Origin of the sequence: Pseudomonas sp. OTU5201 (assembly GCF_038440135.1) — a bacterium.
GTDB classification, from domain to species: domain Bacteria; phylum Pseudomonadota; class Gammaproteobacteria; order Pseudomonadales; family Pseudomonadaceae; genus Metapseudomonas; species Metapseudomonas resinovorans.
Map to the genome: position 1 here is coordinate 49,889 of NZ_JASATC010000006.1, position 24,235 is coordinate 74,123.

Here is a 24,235-nt window from a genome sequence, read left to right on the forward strand (position 1 = left end):
ATTGTAGGGTGGGCTTCAGCCCACCATTGAAGTGCGCTAGCGCCAAGTGTCAGCTATGCATCGCATGCCGCTCGCGCATTTCCTTCTCGGCTACCCAGTATTCGATCAGTTCGCGCAGTTGCGAGAGCTCCACCGGCTTGGCCATGTGGCCGTCCATCCCGGCCTGACGGGCGCGTTCCTTGTGTTCGCTGAGGATGTGGGCGGTGAGGGCGACTATCGGCGTGCGCGGGCGCTGTTCCAGGTTTTCCCAGTTCCGCAGCATCTCGGTGGCGGTGAAGCCGTCCAGTACCGGCATCTCGCAGTCCATCAGCACCAGGTCGTAGTGCTGGTTCTTCATGGCGCTCAGGGCTTCCTCGCCGTTGCTGGCGGTATCCGGCTCGAGGTTGAGCTTGCTCAGCATGCCGCGGATGACCTTGGTGGAGATGCTGTTGTCCTCGGCCACCAGGATGCGGAAGTCATTGGGGACGTGGATAGGTTCGCTGATCTGGGAGCCCGGCAGCGAGATGGCACCGCCGGCCTTGCGTTGGTTCAACTCGTCCGCCAGCGTGGTCTTCAGCGTGTAGCCGGCCACCGGCTTGGCGAGAATGCGCTTGATGCCGGCGTTGCGCGCGATGATCTTGCTCGGCGCATTGCTGATGCCGGTGAGCATGATGATCAGGATGTCGTGGTTGAGGCTCGGGTCTTCCTTGATCTTGGCCGCCAGCTGCATGCCGGTCATGCCGGGCATGTCCTGGTCCAGCAGGACCACGTCGAAGTACTCGCGCAGGTGCGCCTTGGTGCGCAGCAGGGCCAGGGCCTCTTTTCCGGACGGTACGGCACTGACCTGCAGGCCCCAGGCGCTGCATTGCTGGACCAGCACCTTGCGGCAGGTGTCGTTGTCGTCCACGACCAGCAGGCGTGCACCTTCCAGTGGGCTGTCGAGGTCGGCAACGGGGCGTTCCAGGTGCTGGCTGTCCAGGGGCAGGGTCAGCCAGAGGGTGCTGCCCTGGCCGGAACCGCTCTGGATACCGAACTCGCCCTCCATCAGGCGCGCCAGTTGTCGGGCGATGACCAGGCCGAGGCGGCCGCCGAGCTTGGACGCCGCGAGGAAGTCGCTGCTCTGCAATTCGGCGTTGAGCAGGGCTTCGCGCTCGCCGGCCTCCAGGGGCCGGCCGCTGTCCTGCACCGCGATGCGCAGGCGGGGTCGGGCCGAGCTGTTGTCCAGCGCCACCACCAGGAGGATTTCGCCCTCGTCGGTCTGCTTGAAGGCGTTGTCGAGCAGGCTGAGGAGGATCTGCCGCAGGCGTGTAGGGTCGCCGCTGATCACGCGGGGCACCTGGGGCTGCATGAAGCTGATGAGTTCAACGCGCTGCTGTTCGGCCTTGGCACGGAAGATGTCGAGGCAGTCGTCGATCAGGGCGTTGAGGTCGAACTGCACGTCGTCCAGTTCGATCTGGCCGGATTCCAGCTTGGAAATGTCGAGGATTTCGTTGATCAGGGTGAGCAGTTCGTTGCCGGAGCTGTGGATGGTCTGCACGTAGTCGCGCTGCTTGGCCGACAGCGGCGTCCCCAGGAGCAGCTCAGTCATGCCCAGCACACCGTTCATCGGGGTGCGGATTTCATGGCTGATCTTGGCGAGGAATTCACCCTTGGCCTTGAGTTCGGCGGAGCTGGCGGCCAGGGCCCGGCTGGCGCTGAAGGCTTCGTTCTGGAGGCGACGTTGGCGTTCGCTCAGGGCCATGCTGAGGAACACGCCGCTGACGGTGGAGATTGCCAGCAGGGTGTAGGCCAGCCAGTCGGATTGCAGGTGCCAGTAGCCGAACAGCGCCGGCAGGGCGCCGAGGATGGCCACGCAGAACACGCCCAGGGCCAGGCTGAACAGCCGCGCCGGGTGGTAGCCCTGGTGCCAGTGGACCAACGCGTACGCGAACATGCTCAGGCTGGCGATGGCGGCCAGCCCATACACCAGTTGGTTGAACTGCAGGTCGGTGACGATCAGCAGCAGGGCGGCGGTGAGGGAGATCAGTACGATCTCGCCCAGCAACAGCAGTGCCAGCGGCGTGTTCGGGCAGACCTTGTGGAAGAAGCTGACGGTGAAGGCCAGGGCGCAGACCATGGCCATCAGCATGGAAAGATTGGCGATCTGCGGTTGCGCGCTCTGCCAGTCACCCAACCAGGGCGAACTGATGCCCAGCAGGCTGACGCTGGTGACGATCAGGCAGCTCTGCGCAGCGGCCAGCCAGAGGCTGACGGCGGCACGGGAGTAGGCGTAACGCACCAGGTTGTAATAAACCAGCATGCCAAGGCCCCCGAGCATCAGCCCGAAGAGCAGCGGACGGGTATCGTCGGCGGCCATCAGCGCCGAAGACTGCAGCGTCACCGTGGGGCGCAGGGCGTGTTCCGAAGCCATGCGCAGGTAGAGGTCCAGGGGCTCCTGCTGGACCGGCAGGGGCAGGAGGAAATCCCGGCTGGGCAGCGGACGCTCGCTGAAGGGCAGGCGGCTGCCGGTGCGGGTATGGGCGACCAGCTCATCGCCCTTGAGGACGTAGAGGTCGAGGTAGGCCAGGTAGGGCGCGAAGACCCGCAGCAGCTGTTCATGCTGGCTGGGCAGGAGCCGGTAGTGTAGCCAGAGGGCGCTGTTGCCGCCGGGGGTGTAGAGCTGGTCGAGGTCGACCGGAGTGAACTGGGAGAGGGCCTGCTGGGTGCGGACTTCCTGCAGCTGCAGGTCGGCGCTGGGGTCGAGCAGCATGCTCCACTGCCGCTCTTCCGCCGCCTGGGCGGGCGACAGATAGAGTAGGGCCAGTAGCAGGCTGGCGATCAATCCTGTGGCAATCCTGAGCCGAAGCACGGTCGAGGTCCCTTCGTGGGTGAGTGGCCGGATTATAGCCAAGCCCCTCTTGTGCGGAATATGACCAAGGCGGCCACTTGGCCGCCTTGGTGAGCACTATTTACTGACCCTTTACCCGTCGTTGCGTTCCCGGGCGATGGCGCGGTAGCCGATGTCCTTGCGGTAGAAACAACCGTTCCAGCGGATTTTCTCCGCCAGGCGATAGGCCTGCTGTTGGGCGTCGGACACGCTGGCGCCGATGGCGGTGGCACAGAGCACGCGGCCACCAGCAGTGACGATCTGGCCGTCCTTCAGCGCGGTACCGGCGTGGAACACCTTGCCGTCCAGGGCGGCGGCATCGTCCAGGCCTTCGATCACGTCACCCTTGGCGTAGTCGCCCGGGTAGCCGCCGGCGGCCAGAACCACGCCTACGGTGGGGCGCGGGTCCCAGGTGGCTTCGACCTTGTCCAGGGCCTTGGCCAGGGCGGCTTCCACCAGGAGGACCAGGGAAGACTCCAGGCGCACCATGATGGGCTGGGTTTCCGGGTCGCCGAAGCGGCAGTTGAATTCGATGACCTTGGGCGCACCGCTCTTGTCGATCATCAGGCCGGCATAGAGGAAACCGGTGTAGACATTGCCTTCCTCGGCCATGCCGCGCACGGTCGGGTAGATGACTTCGTCCATCACGCGCTGGTGCACGTCGGCGGTGACCACCGGAGCGGGGGAGTAAGCGCCCATGCCGCCGGTGTTGGGGCCGGTGTCGCCGTCGCCAACGCGCTTGTGGTCCTGGCTGGTGGCCATGGGCAGCACGTTCTGGCCGTCGACCATGACGATGAAGCTGGCTTCTTCGCCGTCGAGGAACTCCTCGATGACCACGCGCGAACCGGCGTCACCGAAGGCGTTGCCGGCGAGCATGTCACGCACGGCGTCTTCGGCTTCGGCCAGGGTCATGGCGACGATCACGCCCTTGCCCGCGGCCAGGCCGTCGGCCTTGATCACGATGGGCGCGCCTTTTTCGCGCAGGTAGGCCAGGGCCGGCTCCACTTCGGTGAAGTTCTGGTAGTCGGCGGTGGGGATCTTGTGGCGGGCCAGGAAGTCCTTGGTGAAGGCTTTGGAACCTTCCAGTTGGGCCGCGCCGGCGGTGGGGCCGAAGATGTCCAGGCCGCGCGAACGGAACAGGTCGACCACGCCTTTCACCAGCGGCGCTTCGGGGCCGACAATGGTCAGCTGGACGTTCTTGGCGGCGAAATCGGCCAGTTGTTCCAGGGCCAGCACGTCGATGGCGACGTTCTCGCACTTGGCTTCGGTCGCCGTGCCAGCGTTGCCCGGGGCCACGAAGACCTTCGCCACGCGCGGGTCCTGGGCCACTTTCCAGGCCAGGGCGTGTTCACGACCGCCGCTGCCGATGATGAGTACGTTCATTGCGTTCTCCTTGAGGAGGCGGGCCTGCGGCCCCAACGGTGGATGAGAAGAGCGTCATCCACCCTACAAAAGCTACGAATCTTCTACGACGGACTGTAGGGGGCGCGATGGAGCGGGTAGATGCAAGGCGTCCGGTCCTTCACCAAGCGGAGTTGCCGTCTGGCAATGAGCATTGGGGAAGGGCCGGACAACGCAGCAGATGCCGGCTTCAGTGCGTCCCTGTCACTCAGTGCCTGAAGTGGCGCATGCCGGTGAACACCATCGCAATGCCTGCCTCGTCGGCGGCAGCGATGACTTCGTTGTCACGCATGGAGCCACCCGGCTGGATCACCGCGGTGATGCCGGCCTTGGCTGCGTTGTCGATGCCGTCGCGGAAGGGGAAGAAGGCGTCCGAGGCCATCACCGCGCCTTTGACTTCCAGGCCAGCATGCTCGGCCTTGATGGCGGCGATGCGGGCGGAGTTGACGCGGCTCATTTGGCCGGCGCCGACGCCGACGGTCTGGCGGTTTTTGGCGTAGACGATGGCGTTGGATTTGACGAACTTGGCCACTTTCCAGGCGAAGATCAGGTCGTGGATTTCCTGCTCGCTCGGGGCGCGCTGGGTGACGATCTTCAGGTCTTCCGCCTTGATCATGCCGATGTCACGGCTCTGCACCAGCAGGCCGCCGTTGACGCGCTTGAAGTCCCAACCTGCGGCACGTTCAGCCGGCCATTCACCGCATTCCAGCAGGCGCACATTGGCCTTGGCAGCGACCACTTCACGAGCGGCAGCGGAGATTTTCGGCGCGATGATGACTTCGACGAACTGGCGCTCGACGATGGCCTTGGCGGTTTCGCCATCCAGCTCGCGGTTGAAGGCGATGATGCCGCCGAAGGCGGATTCGGTATCGGTGGCGTAGGCCAGGTCGTAGGCCTTGCGGATGCCGCCTTCGTTCTCAGGGACCACGGCCACGCCGCACGGGTTGGCGTGCTTGACGATGACGCAGGCCGGCTTGACGAAGCTCTTCACGCACTCCAGCGCGGCGTCGGTATCAGCCACGTTGTTGAAGGAGAGTTCCTTGCCCTGCAGCTGAATGGCGGTGGAGACGCTGGCCTCGCCCTTTTTCGCTTCTACGTAAAACGCCGCGCTCTGGTGCGGGTTCTCGCCGTAGCGCATTTCCTGGGCCTTGACGAACTGGCTGTTGAAGGTGCGCGGGAAGGCGCCACGGCCTTCGGTGGACAGGGTGTCGCGTGCCTGGTCGATGGTGCCCAGGTAGTTGGCGATCATGCCGTCGTAGGCGGAGGTGTGCTCGAACGCCTTGAGGGCCAGGTCGAAACGCATGGCGTAGGTCAGGCCGCCGGCTTTCAGGCCTTCGAGGACGCTGGCGTAGTCGCTGGCGTTGACCACGATGGCGACGTCCTTGTGGTTCTTCGCGGCGCTGCGGACCATGGTCGGGCCGCCGATATCGATGTTCTCGATGGCAGTGGGCAGGTCGCAGTCAGGCTTGGCGACGGTGGCCTCGAAGGGGTAGAGGTTGACCGCGACCAGGTCGATCGGTTTGATGCCGTGCTGTTCCATCACCGCGCCATCGAGGTCGCGACGGCCGAGGATGCCGCCATGGATCTTCGGGTGCAGGGTCTTTACGCGACCGTCCATCATTTCCGGGAAGCCGGTGTAGTCAGCGACTTCCACGGCGGCGATGGCGTTGTCCTTGAGCAGCTTGTAGGTGCCGCCGGTGGAGAGGATTTCCACGCCAAGGGCAGCCAGTTCACGGGCGAATTCGACGATGCCGGTCTTGTCGGAGACGCTGATCAGGGCGCGGCGAACGGGAAGGCGGGTGGTCTGGTCGGTCATTTCGGAACCATTCGAGTGGGAGAGGATTTAGCGGCTAGGCCTGAAACTGGAAGCCGGAAGCTTGACCGTCGGGGAGCGTCCCGCTTCAAGCTTCCGGCTTCCAGCTCCCGACCTTCAGAGCAGGTCGTATTGCTTGAGCTTCTTTCGCAGCGTGCCCCGGTTGAGGCCGAGCATCTCGGAAGCCTTGGTCTGGTTACCCTTGACGTAATTCATCACGGATTCCAGCAACGGCGCTTCCACTTCGGAAAGCACCAGGTTGTACACGTCCGTGACGGCGGCGCCCTCAAGATGGGCAAAATAGTTGTGCAGTGCCTTTTCGACACTGCCACGCAGGGTCTGGCCCTCTGCGGTGGGCGCCGTCAGGTGCTGTTTCAGGTTAGCGTTGTCGCTCACGGGTGTTGCCCCATCAAAAAAATTCTCGGTCATCGTCGTCATGCGGCCTTTTCCCCTTCGTTGTGACGCTCGGCGAAGAACTCCCGAACGTTGGCGCACTGCGCGTCCGTGGACTCCAAACGATTGAACTTGGCGCGAAACTCCCTGGCGCCGGGCAGGGTTGCCAGATACCAGCCGACATGCTTGCGAGCGATGCGAACGCCCATCTCGTCGCCGTAGAAGGCGTGCAGTGCGGCCAGGTGTTCCAGCAGTATCCGTTCCACCTCGATCAAGCCCGGCGCCGGCAGTAGTTCACCGGTCGCCAGGTAGTGCGCGATCTCGCGGAAAATCCAGGGTCGCCCCTGGGCCGCTCGACCGATCAACAGGGCATCGGCGCCGGTGGCGTCGAGGACCTGTCTGGCTTTCTGTGGCGAATCGATATCGCCGTTGGCAAAGACCGGAATCGACACCGCCTGCTTGATCGCTGCGATGGTGTCGTACTCCGCTTCACCGGTGTACAGGTCGGCGCGGGTCCGGCCGTGGACGGCCAGGGCCTGGATACCAGCCTGTTCGGCGATTTTCGCCACTGTGATGCCGTTCCTGTTCGATCGGTCCCAGCCGGTCCGGATCTTCAGGGTGACGGGCACGTCGACGGCCTTGACCACGGCGTTGAGGATATCGGCCACCAGGGCTTCGTCCTTCATCAGCGCCGAGCCGGCGGCCTTGTTGCAGACCTTCTTCGCCGGGCAGCCCATGTTGATGTCGATGATCTGCGCACCGAGTTCAACATTGGCCCTAGCCGCTTCTGCCAGCATGTCCGGGTCTCCACCGGCTATCTGGACGGAGCGGGGCTCCGGGTCCCCCTCGTGGAGCAGGCGCAGCCGCGACTTGCGGCTGTTCCACAGGCGCACGTCGCTGGTGACCATTTCCGATACCACCATGCCGGCGCCGAGGCGGCGGCAAAGCAGACGGAACGGCCGGTCGGTCACACCCGCCATGGGGGCGAGTATCACCTGATTGGGCAAGGCATAAGGGCCAATGCTAACCGCCGACATAGGTCTTCCCTGTTTGGGGCCTGCTCAGATGAGTGCTGGGGGAGTTCGAAAAAGGGTGGGCATGATACCCGCTCTCGATGACTGGATAAAGGCTGTTTTGAACAAATTCTGAACAGCCCTGCGCTTATTGCTGAGAGTTAGAAATGCCCTGGAGGCGCCGGAATCCGGCGCTTGCGGCTTATTCAGGGGAGTGGAAGCTGAGGCTGTAGTTCACGGCCTTGGTGCCCGGGTCGAGGATGTCCAGGCTGATGTGGATGGGGGTCTGCGGCGGCATCTCTGCCTGCCCGGCCAGTTCGCCGGAGAGGTATTCGCCGGGCTTGAAGCGGCGGCTGGCCAGCAACTGGCCATTGATGTCGGCGAAGCGCAGCTCCAGCAGCGGGAACGGCTGGGCGAAGGCCGCGCGGTTGTAGAGGATCGCGTCCACCACCAGGGCGCCGGAAAACTCGGGGTGGCTGCGGACCACCAGGTTGCTGCTCTTGATCAGGGCGATGTCCACCTTGGAGGGCAGCTGGCAGCCGATCTCCGGGCAGATTTGCTGGAACCAGGGGCGGTACTGGTCCTGTCGCGCCAATTCGTCGAAGTGATACCAGATGTACTGAGTGGCCAGGGCGAAGGCGCCGAACAGGTTCAGCAGGGTCCAGCCGATCCAGCGGCCCCAGGGGCGCCTGGATTCCTGCCAGTCGAGTTGCAGGGGCTCGTCGCTGAGGTCAAGCAGGCCTCCTTCGCGCAGGCCGGGCTCGCTGCGCTGGGGCTGCTGGCGTGTGGGGGCTGCGGTCTGCGGCTCGTCGAGGTCATCGTCGAGTTCGTTGTCCAGGTCGTCAGGCTCGTCGTCGCGAGCGGAGCCGAGGCTGAAGTCCGGGCCGGGCTCGTCTTCCACCAGGTCCATGGACAGGCTGGGCTCGGTGCGCGGGGCCGGTTTGGGTGGTTCCACCGGGGTGCGACTGACCGGTTCGGCACTGGGCTCGGCGCGTCGTTCGAATTCGGGCTCTGGTGCTGGCTCCGGTTCGGGGGCGGGTGCCGAAGGGGCCTTGTGCTCTTCGGCTTCCAGCAGGGCTTCGGCCCAGCCTTCATCATGACGGGGTGCAGGTTGCGCTTCGGCGCGTGCCGGTGCGTTCGGGCCGAGCAGGTCACGGGACAGGCGTTGTTCTTCCTGTTCCAGCTTGGCCAGCTCCTCATCCAGGTCGAGGCTGTCGAGGTCCAGGTCGTCGTGGATCCACAGGGTTTCGCTGCCGGCCGGTTTGGCCTGCGCCTGCGGTGCAGACGGCTGCTTGAGCACGGTGGCGACACTGGGGGCCGCAACCTGGGGTGCTTCTGTCCTGGGCGCAGGGGGCGGGGTTGGGGCCTTGGGTTTACTGGCCGTCGGAGCCGCCTGGCCCTTCGCCGCCAACAGCTGTTGCGCCGCATTGAACACATGCAGACAGGCTCCGCAGCGCACGGCGCCATGGGCCACGGCCAGTTGGGCGCGGCTGACGCGGAAACTGGTCTGGCATTGTGGGCATTGGGTGACGAAACTGTCGGTCATGCGGCGATCCGGTCGAAACTAAAGGCTATTTTACTCGATCTATTGGGTTTCCAGCGCTTCAGCGGCGCACGCCACTGATGCGTACCCAACCGTCCTTCTCTGCCGTGGGGTCGAGGTCGAATGCGTCGGCGTAGGCGGCGCGTACTTCTTCGGCCTGCTCGGCGAGGATACCGGACAGGGCCAGGCGTCCGCGCGGTGCCACCAGGCTGGTGATCTGCGGCGCCAGGGACACCAGCGGGCCGGCGAGAATGTTTGCCACCACCACTTCGGCGGGCCTGGCCGGCAGGTCGGCAGGCAGGTAGACCGGGAAGCGTGCCGGGTCGATGCCGTTGCGCGAGGCGTTGTCGCGGGAGGCTTCCAGGGCCTGGGGGTCGATGTCGGTGCCCACGGCCTGGCGCGCGCCCAGCAGCAGCGCAGCGATGGCGAGGATGCCCGAACCGCAGCCGAAATCCAGTACTTCGCAACCGTCGAGTTTCTGGTCGTCCAGCCATTCCAGGCACAGGGCGGTGGTCGGGTGGGTGCCGGTGCCAAAGGCCAGGCCTGGGTCCAGCAGCAGGTTCACCGCGCCCGGTTCGGGCGCTTCATGCCAGCTCGGTACGATCCACAAGCGACGGCCGAAGCGCATGGGCTGGAAGTTGTCCATCCAGCTGCGTTCCCAATCCTGGTCTTCGATGCGCTCTATCAGGTGCTCCGGCAGTGTGCCGCCGGTCAGCAGCTCAAGGTGCGCTACCAGGCTGGTTTCGTCGGTGTCGGCCTCGAACAGGGCCAGCAGGTGGGTGTGGGTCCAGAGCGGGGTGGTGCCCAGGTCCGGCTCGAAAATCGGCTGGTCTTCGGCATCCATGAAGGTCACTGAGACCGCTCCCACTTCCAGCAGGGCGTCTTCGTAGATTTCCGCCTGTTCCGGGGTGATGGCGAGACGAACTTGTAACCAGGGCATGGCGGGACCTCTTGAATATTCAGCGTGCACACGCGGCAGGCGCGCAAGCTTACTTGAGCACAGGCTGGAAAAACACAAGGGCCGCCAGTTGGCAGCCCTTGTGTCGTGGATCAGGCACCGACGGTGATCAGTGCTTGTCCATGCCGAGTTTCTTTTCCAGGTAGTGGATGTTGATACCACCCTTGCAGAAACCCTTGTCGCGCGTGAGGTCGCGGTGCAGCGGGATGTTGGTCTTGATCCCGTCGACGACGATCTCGTCCAGCGCATTGCGCATGCGCGCCATGGCTTCGTCGCGATCCTTGCCGTAGGTGATCAGCTTGCCGATCAGCGAGTCGTAGTTCGGCGGAACCGCGTAACCGCTGTACAGGTGCGAATCGACGCGAACGCCGTTGCCACCCGGGGCGTGGAAGTAGGTCACCTTGCCAGGACTCGGCATGAAGTTGTCCGGGTCTTCGGCGTTGATCCGGCATTCCAGCGCATGGCCACGGATGACCACGTCTTCCTGCTTGATCGACAACTTGTTGCCAGCGGCAATGCTGAGCATTTCCTTGACGATGTCGATGCCGGTGACCATTTCGGTAACCGGGTGCTCCACCTGTACGCGAGTGTTCATCTCGATGAAGTAGAAGCGACCGTTCTCGTAGAGGAACTCGAAGGTGCCAGCGCCGCGGTAGCCGATTTCGATACAGGCCTGGACACAACGGTCCAGTACTTCGGCGCGGGCCTTCTCGTCGATGCCCGGGGCAGGGGCTTCTTCCAGCACCTTCTGGTGACGGCGCTGCAAGGAGCAGTCGCGGTCGCCGAGGTGGATGGCGTTACCCTGGCCGTCGGACAGGACCTGGACTTCGACGTGGCGCGGGTTGGTGAGGAACTTCTCCAGGTAGACCATGGAGTTGCCGAACGCCGCACCAGCTTCGGTACGGGTCAGCTTGGCCGACTTGATCAGTTCTTCTTCGTCATGCACCACGCGCATGCCGCGACCACCGCCGCCACCGGCTGCCTTGATGATGACCGGGTAACCCACTTCGCGCGCGATGGCGAGTGCGGTTTCCTCGTCTTCCGGCAGCGGGCCGTCGGAGCCCGGTACGGTCGGAACGCCGGAGCGTTTCATGGCGTCCTTGGCCGAAACCTTGTCGCCCATCAGGCGAATGGTGTCGGCTTTCGGGCCGATGAAGGCGAAGCCGGATTTCTCCACCTGTTCGGCGAAATCGGCGTTCTCGGCGAGGAAGCCGTAGCCCGGGTGGATCGCGGTAGCGCCGGTGAGTTCGGCGGCGCTGATGATCGCTGGGATGCTCAGGTAGGACTGGGCTGCCGAAGCCGGGCCGATGCAGACGGTCTCATCGGCCAGGGACAAGTGCATCAGCTCACGGTCGGCCGTGGAGTGCACTGCCACCGTCTTGATGCCCAGCTCCTTGCAGGCGCGCAGGATGCGCAGGGCAATCTCGCCACGGTTGGCGATCAGGACTTTTTCCAACATCGCAGGCTCTCCGCGGTTCAAACGATGGTGAACAGCGGCTGGTCGTACTCAACCGGCTGACCGTTTTCCACCAGGACGGATTCGATCACGCCGCTGGTTTCGGCCTCGATGTGGTTCATCATCTTCATGGCTTCGACGATGCAGAGGATGTCGCCTTTCTTCACGCTCTGGCCGACTTCGACGAAGGAAGCAGTCGTCGGGGACGGCGAGCGGTAGAAGGTGCCGACCATCGGCGAGCGCACGACACTGCCGTTCAGCTTCGGTGCAGCCGGGGCAGCGGACTCAGCAGCGGCGGCCGGGGCAGCAGCGACCGGAGCAGCTACCGGCGCGGGGGCGGCAGCGTAAATGGGTTGACCCGCGAAGGCCTTGTTGCTGTGACGGCTGATGCGCACGGACTCTTCGCCCTCGCGGATCTCCAGTTCGTCGATACCGGACTCTTCCAGCAGTTCGATCAGTTTCTTGACTTTACGGATATCCATTAATCATCAACTCCCAAGGGTGAGGTCAGGGGCGTTCAAGGTGTTCTAGCGCCGCGTCCAGGGCCAGGCGGTAGCCGGTGGCACCCAGACCGCAGATCACTCCCACGGCAACGTCGGAAAAGTAGGAGTGATGGCGAAAAGGTTCTCGCTTGTGCACGTTGGACAGGTGCACTTCGATGAATGGGATGCTCACTGCGAGCAATGCGTCACGTAGGGCGACACTTGTATGCGTGAAAGCCGCAGGATTGATGATGATGAAGTCCACTCCTTCACCACGGGCGGCATGAATTCGGTCGATCAGTTCGTACTCGGCATTGCTCTGCAGGTACATCAGATGGTGTCCGGCTTCGCGGGCGCGGCGCTCCAGGTCCTGGTTGATCTCGGCCAGGGTGGTAGCCCCGTATTTGTCGGGTTCGCGGGTCCCCAGCAGATTGAGGTTGGGGCCATGCAGGACGAGCAGGGTGGCCATGCTGTTTTGTTCCTTATTGGAGGCCAGGCGGCACTATGCCGGATAGCCGGAAAGGCTGTCCAGTTGTCAACAATAGTCGACAAGATGCCCGGTGTTTACGGCAAATATATGACGTTGCATGCATCAGCGCGATGCATTCGCCTGTTGCAGACGAGCGGCAAAGGCCTTGGCATCGACTTCACCTACGACTCGCAGATCGGCCAGTTCGTCACCCTGCCCGTTGAAGAACAGGATGGCCGGCGGTCCGAACAGCTTGTAGCGGTCGAGCAATGCGCGTTGTTCCGCGTTGCTCTCGGTCATGTCGAAGCGGATCAGGCGGTAGCCGCCCAGCTGCGAGGTAACCTCCGTGGCAGTAAGGACTTCACGCTCGATCACCTTGCAACTAATGCACCAGTCGGCATACCAGTCCAGCAGCAGCGGCTGGCCAGAGCCCTTGGCTTCGGCCAGGGCACCGGTGAGTTCCGCCGGGGTCTTGATGGTCTGCCATTGCCCGGTGGCTGGCGCGACGGACGGCGCACCAACCAGGTGCGTGCGGCCCAGCGGGCGCAACGGGTCGGTTTCACCCTGAAGGGCGCCGGCCCAGGCGGCCACGGCGTACACCAGCAGGACCAGGCCGCCGAGCTGTGCCAGGCGCTCGCGGGGCGCCTTGGGAGTGAACTCCAGGGCCCCGAGGAACAGCGCCACGCCGCCGGCCAGCAGACCCCAGAGGCCCAGGGCCAGGGGGCCGGGCAGGACGCGTTCGAGCATCCACACCGCCACCGCCAGCAATAGCACGCCGAAGGCGTTGCGTACGGCAACCATCCATTGGCCGGCCTTGGGCAGAAGCGCGCCACCGCCAGTGGCGAACAGCACCAAGGGAGCGCCCATGCCCAGGCCGAGTGCGAAGAGTTTCAGGCCGCCACCCAGGGCATCGCCGCTTGCACTGATATAGAGCAGCGCTCCGGCCAGCGGTGCGGAAACACAAGGGGAAACCAGCAGGCTGGAAATTACGCCGAGCAGTGCGGCGCTCCAGATCGAACCGCCCTTGGTGCTTCCGGCCAGGGTATCCAGCGGGCCGCTGATGAAGCGCGGCAGGTGCAGTTCGTAGAGGCCGAACATGGCCAGGGCAAAGGCGGTGAAGAAGGCGGCGAAAGGCACCAGTACCCAGGGGGATTGCAGTCGCGCCTGGAGGTTGAGCTCGGCGCCGAACACGCCCATCAGTGCGCCCAGCAGGGCGAAGCAGGCGGCCATCGGCAGCACGTAGGCCAATGACAGCACCAGGCCGCGGCTGCCACCCGCCTGGCCGCGCAGTACCACGCCGGAGAGGATCGGCAGCATCGGCAGCACACAGGGGGTGAAAGTGAGGCCCAGGCCGGCGAGGAAGAACAGCGCCAGTTCGTGCCAGCTCCAGCTCTTGCCTGTGGCGGTGCCGCCAATCCCGGACGCGTCGCCGCCCGCGGCGCCATCGGCCAGCTTCAGCACCTCGGTTTCCGGCGGATAGCACAGGCCCTTGTCAGCGCAGCCCTGGTAGGTCACGCGTAACTCGGTTGCTGCCTTGCGGGCCGGGTCTACCGGCAGGTCCACGTCCAGCACGCCGTAATAGACCTCCACATCACCGAAGTACTCGTCGGTCTTGTGCTCGCCGGCGGGCAGCACCGGCTGTCCCAGGCCGCTGTCGGCGGGTTCGGCGCGGAATTGGAAACGATGGCGATAGAGGTAGTAGCCCTCGGCATTGGTGAAGCGCAGCTTCACCGAGGTAGGCGTGCGTTCTACCAGGCTGAGGCGGAAGGCCTCGCGCACCGGCAGGAAATCGCCACTGTTATTGAGGGAAGCACCCAGGTTCGGGCTCGGGCGGTTGTCCAGCAACCCTGCGCCAGCGGGCAGGGCCACCAGCAGCAGGATCAGGCTAAGCAGGCGGCGCATGGAAGTCTCTTGGGCAGAAAGTGCTCGCATCATAGCGAACCTCGGCGCCTTCCTGCAGGGTTGCTGCTGTAAGCGGTTTTGTCCTTGGGCTGAAAGGTCGGGTGTCGAATGGTAGGAGCGAACTTGCTCGCGAACACCTCGGTGCCAATGGGTTCGCGAGCAAGCTCGCTCCTACAGAAGGCTCCGGCGCGACAATCCGTCGCGCCATGGCGTCAGACGCGGAAGGCCTGCACCGCCGTATGCAGTTCGCCACCCAGCTGCAGCAGGCGCTCGCCCTGGCTGCGGCTTTCGCTGATGCGTGCCAGGTTGTCGCCGCCCAGTTGATGGATCTGCTCGCTGTGGTCACGGATGTCGCTGACCGCGCCGCTCTGCTGGGCGGTGGCGTCGGCGATGCGCTCGGCCATGCTGGCGATGGTGCGGATGGCACTGACCACTTCCACCAGCGCGCCGTCGGCGGCGGCGGCCTGCTCGGCGCTGGCTTCTGCGTGCTCCACCTGGATGCGCATGGCTTCCACCGACTGCCGTGCCGCCTGTTGCAGGCGGGCGATCAGTTGTTGGATTTCCGTGGTGGCGCCGGTGGTGCGCTGGGACAGGGAGCGCACTTCCTCGGCAACGACGGCGAAGCCGCGGCCCATTTCACCGGCGCGGGCGGCTTCGATGGCGGCGTTGAGTGCCAGCAGGTTGGTCTGCTCGGCGATGCCGCGGATCACCGTCAGCACCTTGTCGATGGTTTCGGTCTCTTCGGCCAGGCGCTCCACGGCCTGGGCGTTGTTCTGCACTTCGCCCACCAGTTGGTGCAGGCCGGCCAGGCTCTGGTCGATCACGCTCTGGCCTTGCTCCACGGCAAGCCCGGCGTCGCGACTGGCATCCGCGGCCAGGCTGGCGTCACCGGCCACCTGCTGGATGGTGCTTTCCAGTTCGCCCAGGGCATCGCGTATTTGCGCGGTGCCGCCGGCCTGGTCTTCGGCGCCGGCGTGCAAGCCGTTGTTCAGGTCGGCCAGGGCACTGCTGCTGCCGGCCACCCGTTCGGCGTGCTGGCGGATGGTGCCGACCAGTTCGCCAAGGTAATCGCGCAAGCGGTTGAGCGAGTCTTCGATGCGGCGCAGGTCGAGTGTGCTGGAGCTCAGGGCGATGGGGCGGCTGAAATCGCCGGCCGCCCAGGCACCCAGGGCGACCACGAGGCGGCCGAGGACCTGCGTCAGTCGACGCTGGATGCGATCGATGCACAGGGCGATGAGCAGGATCAGCCCGATCATCAGGCCCTGCATCAGGCGGACTTCGCCCTGGATGCGGCCGTGCTCGGCGCGCACCTGCGGCTCCAGCGCGGCCAGTGCGGCCTGCAGGGCATCCACGCGCTGGACAGTGGCGGCGGCCAGTTCGGAGCGACGCTGGATCAGTTCGCGAGTGCGTGTCAGTTCACCGGGGTAGCGCTTGAGCAGGCCGGCCAGCTCGCGTTTGAGGGCGATGCCCCGGTCCTCGGCCTGACTGGCTTCGCTACTGCTTTCCAGTCCCATCATGGCGGCGAAGTCGTTGGCGGCCGAGTTGCTGCTGTCGGCTACGCCGAGCAGGGGCAGTTGTTCCAGCTGGGCGCTGTCGCGGCCCAAGGCTTCCAGTTCGCGCTCGACATCGGCGGCTAACTCGTCGCGGCCACTGGCAACCAGCTTGGCCCGGGCCTGGCTGAGGCGATTGAGGTGCTGGGCGGCGGCGAACAGCGGCGCGCGGTAGTCGTCTGCGGTCGGGGTGCTGGCGGAGTCGGCGTACTGGGCGAGCTGGTCGAGGGAGCCGGCGATTTCCCGCTCGGCCTGGATCAGCAGGCCCTGGGGGTCGCCTGCCAGCTTGCCGGCGGCGAGCAGTTCGCCGCGAGTGAATTCGCGCAGCTCGACGAAGCTGGGCAGCAGGTCGCGGGTGAACTCGTCGGGAAGCTGGCCGAGGCGCTGTTCCAGGCTGTCGATGCCCTGGCTGGCCGCGCTGTGACGCAGGGCGTCGCCGCTGTTGAGATAGGCCTGGACATTGTCCGCCACTTCACCGCGGAAGTGCTGGGCCAGTTCCAGGTACTGCTCCATTAGCTGGTAGGGCCGCTGCAGGGCCTTCTGCGACCACCAGAGGGTGGCCCCCAATGCCAAGCACACAGTGACCAGCAGCAGGGTAATGAGGTTGGTGAGCAGTTTCAGGCGCATCCTGTCCTCGACAGACTTCTGAGGGATGGCCAGATGATATTGCTGTTTAGTGACAGTCCCGTGACGACGGGGAGGTCAATCCTTGTGCAACTCCACCCGGTTGCGCCCGCCGTGTTTGGCGCGGTAGAGCGCTTCGTCGGCCAGCTTGGACAACTGGTTGATGTCCAGATCGTCCTGCAGTTGGGCGATACCGCAACTGAAGGTGCAGGACAGGTCGTGGGGTTGCGCCGGGTAGCGGATCTCGGCGAAGCGTCGGCGGATTTCTTCCAGCACACGCTGCGCAGCCGCCAGGTCGGTATCGGGCAGTACCACGGCGAACTCCTCGCCACCGTAGCGGCCAATGTGGTCGGTCTTGCGCAGGCGTTGCTTGAGGAACAGCGCGAGGCTTTTGATCACCCGGTCGCCCATGGGGTGGCCGTAGGTGTCGTTGACCTTCTTGAAGTGGTCGATATCGAGCATGGCAAAGCACAGCGGCTTGCCTTCCCGGCGTGCCCGGGAGCTGGCGTCTTCCAGTAACTGCAAGGTGTGGGTGTGGTTGAACAGCCCGGTGAGGCTGTCGCGCACCATACGCGCCTTCAGGCTGCGCGCACGCTTGGCGCGGGTGCGCACCGTGGCGATCAGGTGGCGCGGCTTGATCGGCTTGGTGAGGAAGTCGTCGCCGCCCTCGCTCATGGCGTCCAGCTGCTTATTCAGGTCGTCCTCGGCCGACAGATAAATGATCGGCACACTGACGTAACGCTCGTGCTGGCGAATGACCTTGGCCAGTTCGGTGCCAAGGCATTCGGGCATGTACATGTCGAGGATGATCAGGTCTGGCTGGAAATCGGCCAGGGCCAACAGGGCCTGTACCGGCTCGGTGATGACGCGGGTGACGATTCCGGCCGAGTTGAGGACCAGTTCGGTATGGGTGGCCTGGGCTCGGGAGTCGTCAACCACCAGCACCTTGAACGGGTCGTAGTGAGCGGTGCGGGTAAGGGTTTCCAGCTTCTCCAACAGGCTGGACGCGTCCAGGGCACCGGTGAAGAACTCCTGGCCGCCGGCGCGCACGGCGGTCAGGCGGGTCGGGGCGTCGGCCTCGTCATGGCTGAAGAAGATGATCGGCAGCTTCTGTTCCAGTCCCTGCTGGGCCTCGCGTGCCAGCTCCAGCCCCTGGCCCGCACCGGAGAAGTCCACTTCCAGCACGATGGCCGCCGGATGCCGTTCGGCCATGGCCGAGCGGAAGGCGTTGGCGCTCTCGCAGAGCTGGGCGTTGAGGCCGAAGAACTCCAGTTGCTGGGTCAGGCGCTCGGCGCGCTCCTTGCTTTGCAGTGCCAGGTACACCGGTTTGCGCAAGGGCGGCAGGAAGGTCTGCTCGAACTGGTCGCCATGACGCAGGCCGGTGCGCGACAGGCGCTGCATCAGCAGGCTGAGTTCAGTGATCAGGTCGCTGGACAGACGGCCGCGATTCTCCTCGACGCCACGCAGGCAATTACCGATGGCCATCGCCAGGCGGGTGTGCTCGGGCTGCTCGAAGCGTTCGGCATAGCGCTGCAGGTAGAGGCTGGCCTCGGCCAGCTCGGTCATGCAGGCTGCGCTCCACTCGCTGCGTTGCAGGCGCTGCCAGATCTCCAGGACATGTCGCGCCTGGTTGATCACCCGTTGGGCGAAGTGGTTCTTGAGTCTGTCGCGACTGGGATCTTCGTGCTCGGTCATGGCAGGAGGTGTCGCCTGGAGACGATCTAAATGATGGCTCCATGCTATCACCTTGTTAGCGGTACGCCAGTGCCATCTGTCCCGTTTCAGCTGACCTGCTGGATAAAAGCGTCAGCGGGTTGGAGGAAACCGACAGGGACACGCATACCGGATGATGGTTTGGCTCTCGGCCACTGCGCCGCGCGTGCTCATCCCTTATAGTGCTGAACTCGGCCACAACCACCGCGAAGGACCGTGGTCGAACCTTTCCTTGCTGATCGAAACTCGAAGGACACTGCCATGCTGGACTGGAAGAAGCGTATGGGCGACGCACGCGAGCGCGTCGATGATTCGGTTGACGATGTGCGCAGCTACCTGGGCGGTATCTGGTTGAGCCGCGCCCTCGGCAGCCTGCTGGTGATCTACCTGATCGCCTGTGTGGTGGTGGGTTGGTACTGGAGCCGCGAACCCGACCTCTTCCCCGTGCAGCAGAACGCCCAGGCGGCCGCCGAACGCGCTGGTCGTCAGATGGTCAACGGCTACACCACGGTGGAAGCCCTCAAGACCGTGGCTCAGACCCTGCTCGACAAGAGCGGCGGCTACCTCTCCAACGACCTGGCCCCGCCCGGTCTCTGGCTGGACAACATGCCCAGCTGGGAATACGGCGTGCTGGTTCAGGTGCGCGACCTGTCCCGCGCCCTGCGCAAGGACTTCGCCCGCTCCCAGTCCCAGTCCACCGAGGACCCGGACCTGGCCAAGGCCGAGCCGCGCTTCAACTTCGATAACAAGAGCTGGGCCTTGCCCGCCTCAGAGGCCGAGTACAAGGAAGGTATCCGTTCCCTGGACCGCTACCTGGCCCGCCTGTCCGACCCCAAGCAGCCCAACGCGCAGTTCTATTCTCGTGCCGACAACCTGAACAACTGGCTGGGCGACGTCGCCACCCGTCTCGGCTCGCTGTCCCAGCGCCTGTCCGCCAGCGTTGGCCGAGTGCGCCTGAATACCGATATCAGCCCGGAAGCTGCCGCGGCCAGTGGCCAGGTGCCAGCCGTGAGCGAAGAGATCGTCGAGACGCCCTGGCTGCAGATCGACAACGTCTTCTATGAAGCCCGTGGCCAGGCCTGGGCGCTGTCGCACATCCTGCGCGCCATCGAAGTCGACTTCGCCGACGTCCTGGCGAAGAAGAACGCCACCATCAGCGTGCGGCAGATCATCCGCGAACTGGAGGCTGCCCAGGAGCCGCTGTGGAGCCCCATGGTGCTGAACGGCAGCGGCTACGGCATCCTGGCCAACCACTCGCTGGTGATGGCCAACTACATCTCCCGCGCCAATGCCGCCGTCATCGACCTGCGCCAGTTGCTGGAGCAGGGCTGATGGTGATCGATGAACGCGAGGCGGCCCATCGTGCCGCCTCCGACGCCGAGCGGGTGGCCTGGGTCGATGAGGATGACCGCCCGCTCGGCGGTCTGCCTCGCGCCGAGTTGCGCGAGCGCGGACTGATCTCCCGCGGCACCTTCATCCTGCTGTTCAACTCCGCCGGCCAACTCTGTGTGCATCGCCGCACCCTGAGCAAGGCGCTTTATCCGGGCTACTGGGATGTGGCCGCCGGGGGCATGGTGCAGGAGGGCGAGGAGTACGCGGAATCCGCGGCCCGCGAGTTGGAAGAGGAGCTCGGGATCGGCGGCGTGCCGCTGCGCGAGCATGGCCGCTTCTATTTCGACGAGCCGGGCAACCGTCTCTGGGGAGCCGTGTTTTCCGCCGTTTCCGACGCGCCGCTCAAGCTGCAGCCGGAGGAGGTGATGGATGCGCGGTTCATGGACGTGCAGGACGCTTTGGTCCAGCAGCCTTGCTGCCCGGACTCCCTCAAGGCGCTGAAGCTTTACCTCGCTTCCCGCTAGGTGGCGTTTCCATCCGCTAGGGGCGATTGCAATCGCCAAGGGTTGCGCAGCAGCCCTGCAGTCTCGGTAGGCAGACCTTCAGTCTGCTTGGCGAATGAATTCGCCCCTACATTGAAAACGCCCCGAACACCTTCTCAACCCGCGCCAGGCGCGGGTTTGTGCAGAATCCCGGACCCTTTCGTGCGGGATGCTGCACGAGGTCGCCAATCTGTCGATCAATGGCGCATTTTCGTACTTAGCATTCGCTGCGATAACTGCTAAATTTCGCCGCCTTTCAACCCTGGCCTCCCAGCCAGGCAGCGCTGCCCCTGCCAGAGTGGGGCTTCGCGGTCGGCGCCCCGCCGACCAGTCGCTATCCTGACCCCTACGAGGAAAGCCGGTGGTCAAGAAAGCTTCGTCCTTTGCCGCCCTGGGCGGCCTGGTGTACTCCACCGACAGCGGCCGGCACTGCCCGGATTGCCGCCAGCCTCTCGACGCCTGTGTCTGCAAGCAAGCCGCCGTGCCTGCTGGCGATGGCATTGCCCGTGTGCGCCGTGAAACCAAGGGCCGTGGCGGCAAGACCGTCACCACCGTCAGCGGCGTACCGCTGGCCGAAGATGCCCTGAAGGACCTGGCCAGTGCGCTCAAGCGTCGTTGTGGAACCGGTGGAGCCCTGAAGGACGGCGTGATCGAGATCCAGGGCGACCACGTGGACCTGTTGCTTGAAGAACTCGCCAAGCGCGGCTTCAAGGCCAAGAAATCCGGCGGCTGAGCCACGGCTTTCTAAACTGACCGTCATAGCAGCGGTCAACACTCCAACGTCACACGACCGAATTAACCTGTCCGCGCCCGCCCGGTACGATCCGGCGGGCATGGCCCTTTTCTATCCCATAGGGGGAAACCGATGTCTGCACGACGCACGCGCAAGGACGATGGCACCAGCTGGACCGTGGCCGACAGCCGCAGTGTCTATGGCATTCGCCACTGGGGGGCCGGCTTTTTCGCGATCAACGAATCGGGTCGAGTCGAAGTACGCCCGCGCGGTCCCGGCAGTGCGCCGATCGATCTTTTCGAGCAGGTCGACACCCTGCGCGAAGCAGGCCTCAGCCTGCCGCTGCTGGTGCGTTTCCCGGATATCCTGCAAGAGCGCGTGCGCCAACTGACCGGCGCCTTCGACGCCAATATCGAGCGCCTGGAGTACCAGAGCCGCTACACCGCCCTGTACCCGATCAAGGTCAACCAGCAGGAAGCGGTGGTGGAAAACATCATCGCCACCCAGAACGTCTCCATCGGTCTGGAAGCCGGTTCCAAGCCCGAGCTGCTGGCAGTGCTGGCACTGGCGCCGAAGGGCGGCACCATCGTCTGCAACGGCTACAAGGACCGTGAGTTCATTCGCCTTGCACTGATGGGCCAGAAGCTCGGCCACAACGTCTTCATCGTGATCGAGAAGGAAGCCGAGGTGGAGTTCGTCATCGACATCGCCGCCGAGCTCAAGGTCGCCCCCCAGGTGGGCCTGCGCGTGCGCCTGTCGTCCCTGGCGTCCTCCAAGTGGGCCGACACCGGTGGCGAGAAATCCAAGTTCGGTCTTTCCGCCGCGCAGATTCTTTCCGTAGTCGAGCGCTTCCGCAAGGCTGGCCTGGACCAGGGCGTGCGCCTGCTGCACTTCCACATGGGCTCGCAGATCGCCAACCTGGCCGATTACCAGCACGGCTTCAAGGAAGCCATCCGCTACTACGCGGAGCTGCGTAACCTCGGACTGCCGGTCGACCACATCGACGTTGGCGGCGGCCTCGGCGTCGACTACGACGGCACCCACTCGCGCAACGCCAGCTCCATCAACTACGACATGGACGACTACGCCGGCGTGGTAGTGGGCATGCTCAAGGAGTTCTGCGACGCCCAGGGCCTGCCGCACCCGCACATTTTCTCGGAGAGCGGCCGCGCCATGACCGCGCACCACGCCGTGCTGGTGATGCAGGTGACTGACGTCGAACGCCACAACGACGCCGTGCCGCAGATCGACAACGTCGCCGAACAGCCGGAGATCGTCCGCTGGCTGATGGACCTGCTCGGCCCGACCGATGCCGAGATGGTCACCGAGACCTACTGGCGCGCCACTCACTACATGGGGGATGCCGCCTCTCAATACGCCGAGGGCAAACTGACCCTCGCCGAGAAGGCCCTGGCCGAGCAGACCTACTTCGCCATCTGCCGTCGCCTGCATAACCAGCTCAAGGCGCGCCAGCGTTCCCATCGCCAGGTGCTCGACGAGCTGAACGACAAGCTGGCGGAGAAGTACATCTGCAACTTCTCGGTGTTCCAGAGCCTGCCGGACACCTGGGCCATCGGCCAGGTGCTGCCGATCATCCCGCTGCACCGCCTGGACGAGGAGCCCCTGCGCCGCGCCGTGCTGCAGGACCTGACCTGCGACTCCGACGGCAAGATCAACCAGTACGTGGACGAGCAGAGCATCGAGACCAGCATGCCGGTGCACGAGGTGCGCGAGGGTGAGGACTACCTGCTCGGCGTGTTCCTGGTAGGTGCCTACCAGGAGATCCTCGGTGACATGCACAACCTGTTCGGTGACACCGACTCGGTGAACGTCTACCAGAATGATGACGGCAGCGCGTATCACGCCGGCATCGAAACCCACGACACCATTGAAGACATGCTGCGCTATGTGCACCTGTCTCCTGAGGAACTGATGGCGCACTACCGCGACAAGGTGGCCAGCGCCAAACTGAGCCCGCGCGAGCGCACCCAGTACATCGATGCCCTGCGGCTGGGGCTGACCCGCTCGTCTTACCTGTCATCCTGAGTACCGGCCCACGATTGGCTGCGCGTCGGAAAAACTGCGTTGAAACTGGCTTCGGAATGCTCATTTACAGTCGTAAACTCCGTTTCCTCAGCCAGTTGCGCCTTGTTGTTCTCCAGCTCGCACAATCGTGAACCGGCTCTGATGGGCCAGTGAATGAAGGAGCCCGGCCTTGCGCCAGGCTCTTTCTTGGGCCGCGATCCGACCAACCCCCTGGCAAAATCCCCGATCCGGCGCTTTCATTTCCGCCAGCCAATTCTGGTTTGTCCGGAGCACCTCAAATGCCGCGCGTCCTCCTGCTCGAATGTAGCCCCAACGACCTGGCATCCCCCGGCGGCCAGTTGGCCCGGGAAATGGCCCGGCGCATCCATCCGAAGGCCGAAGTGATCGTGCGCAACCTTGTGCGCGAGCCGCTGCCGCCGCTCTGTGCAGGTTATGCCGAGGCGGTGGTGGGCAAGTCGGATTGCCCGGAGGCAGCCTTCACCCTTTCGGAGCAGTTGATCGGTGAACTGGAGGCGAGCCACTACCTGATCATCTCGACACCGATGCACAACTACATGGTGCCGGCGGCGCTGAAGCTCTGGCTGGACTACGTGGTGCGCATCCATCGCACTTTCGAGATACACGACGGCCGGCGCGATGGCCTGTTGGAGGACCGGCCCACCTTCGTGGTGCTGAGTTCGGGCGGGCATTACCTGGGGGCCAAGGCCAAGCAGATGGATTTCCTTTCCCCCTACCTGCGTCATGTGCTCGGCATCATCGGTCTGCATCATGTGGAGTACGTCCACCTGCAGGGGCTGGCCGACGGCGACGAAGCGGTGGCAGCGGCCCTGCAACAGGCGCGGGAGCGCCTGTCGTTCAATCCGGTCTTCGCCCCCGAACCTTTCCCCGACGTACAACTGTAGGTTGGTGCAGCGCGAAGCGAAGTCCAACAAGGCGGTGCCTGCACCGCCTGCCTTCAGCTTCCGATCACGCCGTAGCCACGCGCCATCAGCACCGCCAACAGCGGCAGCAGCAGCGCAAGCAGCAGCTCCAGGCGGATCACCATGATCACTGCCTTGGCCTTGCCGGGGCTGATCTCCGGCACTTGCCCGGCGCTCAGCATATTGCGCCAGTTGAGGAAGACGAAGGTCGGGAAGCTGGAGAGCAGGGCGATCAGCACGAACAGCCCCATCTTGGCGTGGAACATCGAGTTGCCCAGGTAGTAGTCCAGGCCCTTGCCGTACCAGACCACCCGCGCCAGGCCGGTGGCCAGCACCGCACCGGCGGCCAGGCCGTAGGCGATGTCGATGCTCACCAGGCTGCGGGCGCGTTCGAGGTCCAGCGGCAGCTTGAACAGTCGATGCTCCAGGACGAGCAGGGCGAAGAGCACGAAGATCGACAGGAAATGCAGGTACGCGGCAATAGCTTGTCCCATGGGAAC

Annotated in this window: 19 protein-coding genes; 5 read left to right on the plus strand and 14 right to left on the minus strand. The window is 64.6% G+C overall.

The window, feature by feature from the left end; genetic code table 11:
* Positions 1-49: 49 nt before the first annotated feature.
* From AAHM40_RS05535 to AAHM40_RS05595, 13 genes are all read right to left on the minus strand, one after another.
* On the minus strand, positions 50-2,827 hold the full coding sequence (locus AAHM40_RS05535) for a hybrid sensor histidine kinase/response regulator (protein ID WP_342243773.1): 2,778 nt from the start codon (positions 2,825-2,827) through the stop codon (positions 50-52).
* Positions 2,828-2,938: 111 nt separating this feature from the next.
* Positions 2,939-4,228: a phosphoribosylamine--glycine ligase gene (purD, locus tag AAHM40_RS05540; protein ID WP_028630724.1), complete on the minus strand. Its 1,290-nt coding sequence runs from the start codon at positions 4,226-4,228 to the stop codon at positions 2,939-2,941.
* A gap of 226 nt (positions 4,229-4,454) precedes the next feature.
* Positions 4,455-6,062 carry a bifunctional phosphoribosylaminoimidazolecarboxamide formyltransferase/IMP cyclohydrolase gene (gene purH / locus AAHM40_RS05545; RefSeq protein ID WP_342243774.1) on the minus strand — a complete coding sequence of 536 codons (1,608 nt, stop codon included), beginning with the start codon at positions 6,060-6,062 and terminating at the stop codon, positions 4,455-4,457.
* A gap of 114 nt (positions 6,063-6,176) precedes the next feature.
* The gene (fis, locus tag AAHM40_RS05550) at positions 6,177-6,497 is read right to left on the minus strand and encodes a DNA-binding transcriptional regulator Fis (protein WP_028630726.1); all 321 of its coding nucleotides are present in this window, start codon (positions 6,495-6,497) and stop codon (positions 6,177-6,179) included.
* Positions 6,494-7,489 carry a tRNA dihydrouridine synthase DusB gene (gene dusB / locus AAHM40_RS05555; RefSeq protein ID WP_028630727.1) on the minus strand — a complete coding sequence of 332 codons (996 nt, stop codon included), beginning with the start codon at positions 7,487-7,489 and terminating at the stop codon, positions 6,494-6,496. Before dusB ends, fis begins: the two co-directional genes overlap by 4 nt.
* Before the next feature lie 178 nt (positions 7,490-7,667).
* Positions 7,668-9,011 carry a DUF3426 domain-containing protein gene (locus AAHM40_RS05560; protein WP_342243775.1) on the minus strand — a complete coding sequence of 448 codons (1,344 nt, stop codon included), beginning with the start codon at positions 9,009-9,011 and terminating at the stop codon, positions 7,668-7,670.
* Positions 9,012-9,069: 58 nt separating this feature from the next.
* Positions 9,070-9,948, minus strand: a complete 879-nt coding sequence (gene prmA / locus AAHM40_RS05565; RefSeq protein WP_342243776.1) for a 50S ribosomal protein L11 methyltransferase — start codon at positions 9,946-9,948, stop codon at positions 9,070-9,072.
* A 127-nt stretch (positions 9,949-10,075) separates the two neighbouring features.
* Positions 10,076-11,425, minus strand: a complete 1,350-nt coding sequence (accC, locus tag AAHM40_RS05570; RefSeq protein ID WP_342243777.1) for an acetyl-CoA carboxylase biotin carboxylase subunit — start codon at positions 11,423-11,425, stop codon at positions 10,076-10,078.
* A 17-nt stretch (positions 11,426-11,442) separates the two neighbouring features.
* Entirely contained in the window at positions 11,443-11,904 is a 462-nt protein-coding gene (gene accB, locus AAHM40_RS05575; protein ID WP_342243778.1) for an acetyl-CoA carboxylase biotin carboxyl carrier protein, read from the minus strand.
* 25 nt (positions 11,905-11,929) lie between these two features.
* Positions 11,930-12,373 (minus strand): type II 3-dehydroquinate dehydratase, encoded by a 444-nt coding sequence (gene aroQ, locus AAHM40_RS05580; protein WP_028630732.1) that lies wholly within the window; start codon positions 12,371-12,373, stop codon positions 11,930-11,932.
* 123 nt (positions 12,374-12,496) lie between these two features.
* Positions 12,497-14,275, minus strand: coding sequence for a protein-disulfide reductase DsbD (locus AAHM40_RS05585; protein WP_342243779.1), 1,779 nt, complete (start codon positions 14,273-14,275; stop codon positions 12,497-12,499).
* Positions 14,276-14,487: 212 nt separating this feature from the next.
* Positions 14,488-16,452, minus strand: coding sequence for a methyl-accepting chemotaxis protein (locus AAHM40_RS05590; RefSeq protein ID WP_342243780.1), 1,965 nt, complete (start codon positions 16,450-16,452; stop codon positions 14,488-14,490).
* Between the two features lie 75 nt (positions 16,453-16,527).
* Positions 16,528-18,144 carry a PleD family two-component system response regulator gene (locus AAHM40_RS05595; protein ID WP_342243781.1) on the minus strand — a complete coding sequence of 539 codons (1,617 nt, stop codon included), beginning with the start codon at positions 18,142-18,144 and terminating at the stop codon, positions 16,528-16,530.
* Positions 18,145-18,423: 279 nt separating this feature from the next.
* On the opposite strand from AAHM40_RS05595, the gene AAHM40_RS05600 reads away from it, so the two are divergent.
* The 5 genes from AAHM40_RS05600 (at position 18,424) to AAHM40_RS05620 (ending at position 23,717) form a co-directional block, all read left to right on the plus strand.
* The gene (locus tag AAHM40_RS05600; protein WP_342243782.1) at positions 18,424-19,494 is read left to right on the plus strand and encodes a DUF2333 family protein; all 1,071 of its coding nucleotides are present in this window, start codon (positions 18,424-18,426) and stop codon (positions 19,492-19,494) included.
* Positions 19,494-20,018, plus strand: a complete 525-nt coding sequence (locus tag AAHM40_RS05605; RefSeq protein ID WP_342243783.1) for an NUDIX hydrolase — start codon at positions 19,494-19,496, stop codon at positions 20,016-20,018. The genes AAHM40_RS05600 and AAHM40_RS05605 overlap by 1 nt, the downstream gene beginning before the upstream one ends.
* 379 nt (positions 20,019-20,397) lie before the next feature.
* A complete protein-coding gene (locus AAHM40_RS05610) occupies positions 20,398-20,769 on the plus strand; it encodes a translation initiation factor Sui1 (protein ID WP_342243784.1) in 372 nt (123 codons plus the stop codon).
* Positions 20,770-20,901: 132 nt separating this feature from the next.
* Positions 20,902-22,815 (plus strand): arginine decarboxylase, encoded by a 1,914-nt coding sequence (gene speA, locus AAHM40_RS05615; protein ID WP_028630739.1) that lies wholly within the window; start codon positions 20,902-20,904, stop codon positions 22,813-22,815.
* A gap of 278 nt (positions 22,816-23,093) precedes the next feature.
* On the plus strand, positions 23,094-23,717 hold the full coding sequence (locus AAHM40_RS05620; protein WP_342243785.1) for an FMN-dependent NADH-azoreductase: 624 nt from the start codon (positions 23,094-23,096) through the stop codon (positions 23,715-23,717).
* A gap of 53 nt (positions 23,718-23,770) precedes the next feature.
* On the opposite strand, the gene AAHM40_RS05625 is transcribed toward AAHM40_RS05620, so the two are convergent.
* Positions 23,771-24,229: a DUF2214 family protein gene (locus AAHM40_RS05625; protein ID WP_342243786.1), complete on the minus strand. Its 459-nt coding sequence runs from the start codon at positions 24,227-24,229 to the stop codon at positions 23,771-23,773.
* Positions 24,230-24,235: the final 6 nt, after the last annotated feature.

What these genes read in the sequence shown, in the direction of transcription:
- purD (WP_028630724.1), bottom strand. Translation starts at nt 4,228, where the DNA reads ATGAACGTACTCATCATCGGCAGCGGCGGTCGTGAACACGCCCTGGCC.
- purH (WP_342243774.1), bottom strand. Translation starts at nt 6,062, where the DNA reads ATGACCGACCAGACCACCCGCCTTCCCGTTCGCCGCGCCCTGATCAGC.
- fis (WP_028630726.1), bottom strand. Translation starts at nt 6,497, where the DNA reads ATGACGACGATGACCGAGAATTTTTTTGATGGGGCAACACCCGTGAGC.
- dusB (WP_028630727.1), bottom strand. Translation starts at nt 7,489, where the DNA reads ATGTCGGCGGTTAGCATTGGCCCTTATGCCTTGCCCAATCAGGTGATA.
- AAHM40_RS05560 (WP_342243775.1), bottom strand. Translation starts at nt 9,011, where the DNA reads ATGACCGACAGTTTCGTCACCCAATGCCCACAATGCCAGACCAGTTTC.
- prmA (WP_342243776.1), bottom strand. Translation starts at nt 9,948, where the DNA reads ATGCCCTGGTTACAAGTTCGTCTCGCCATCACCCCGGAACAGGCGGAA.
- accC (WP_342243777.1), bottom strand. Translation starts at nt 11,425, where the DNA reads ATGTTGGAAAAAGTCCTGATCGCCAACCGTGGCGAGATTGCCCTGCGC.
- accB (WP_342243778.1), bottom strand. Translation starts at nt 11,904, where the DNA reads ATGGATATCCGTAAAGTCAAGAAACTGATCGAACTGCTGGAAGAGTCC.
- aroQ (WP_028630732.1), bottom strand. Translation starts at nt 12,373, where the DNA reads ATGGCCACCCTGCTCGTCCTGCATGGCCCCAACCTCAATCTGCTGGGG.
- AAHM40_RS05585 (WP_342243779.1), bottom strand. Translation starts at nt 14,275, where the DNA reads ATGCGCCGCCTGCTTAGCCTGATCCTGCTGCTGGTGGCCCTGCCCGCT.
- AAHM40_RS05590 (WP_342243780.1), bottom strand. Translation starts at nt 16,452, where the DNA reads ATGCGCCTGAAACTGCTCACCAACCTCATTACCCTGCTGCTGGTCACT.
- AAHM40_RS05595 (WP_342243781.1), bottom strand. Translation starts at nt 18,144, where the DNA reads ATGACCGAGCACGAAGATCCCAGTCGCGACAGACTCAAGAACCACTTC.
- AAHM40_RS05600 (WP_342243782.1), top strand. Translation starts at nt 18,424, where the DNA reads ATGCTGGACTGGAAGAAGCGTATGGGCGACGCACGCGAGCGCGTCGAT.
- AAHM40_RS05605 (WP_342243783.1), top strand. Translation starts at nt 19,494, where the DNA reads ATGGTGATCGATGAACGCGAGGCGGCCCATCGTGCCGCCTCCGACGCC.
- speA (WP_028630739.1), top strand. Translation starts at nt 20,902, where the DNA reads ATGTCTGCACGACGCACGCGCAAGGACGATGGCACCAGCTGGACCGTG.
- AAHM40_RS05620 (WP_342243785.1), top strand. Translation starts at nt 23,094, where the DNA reads ATGCCGCGCGTCCTCCTGCTCGAATGTAGCCCCAACGACCTGGCATCC.
- AAHM40_RS05625 (WP_342243786.1), bottom strand. Translation starts at nt 24,229, where the DNA reads ATGGGACAAGCTATTGCCGCGTACCTGCATTTCCTGTCGATCTTCGTG.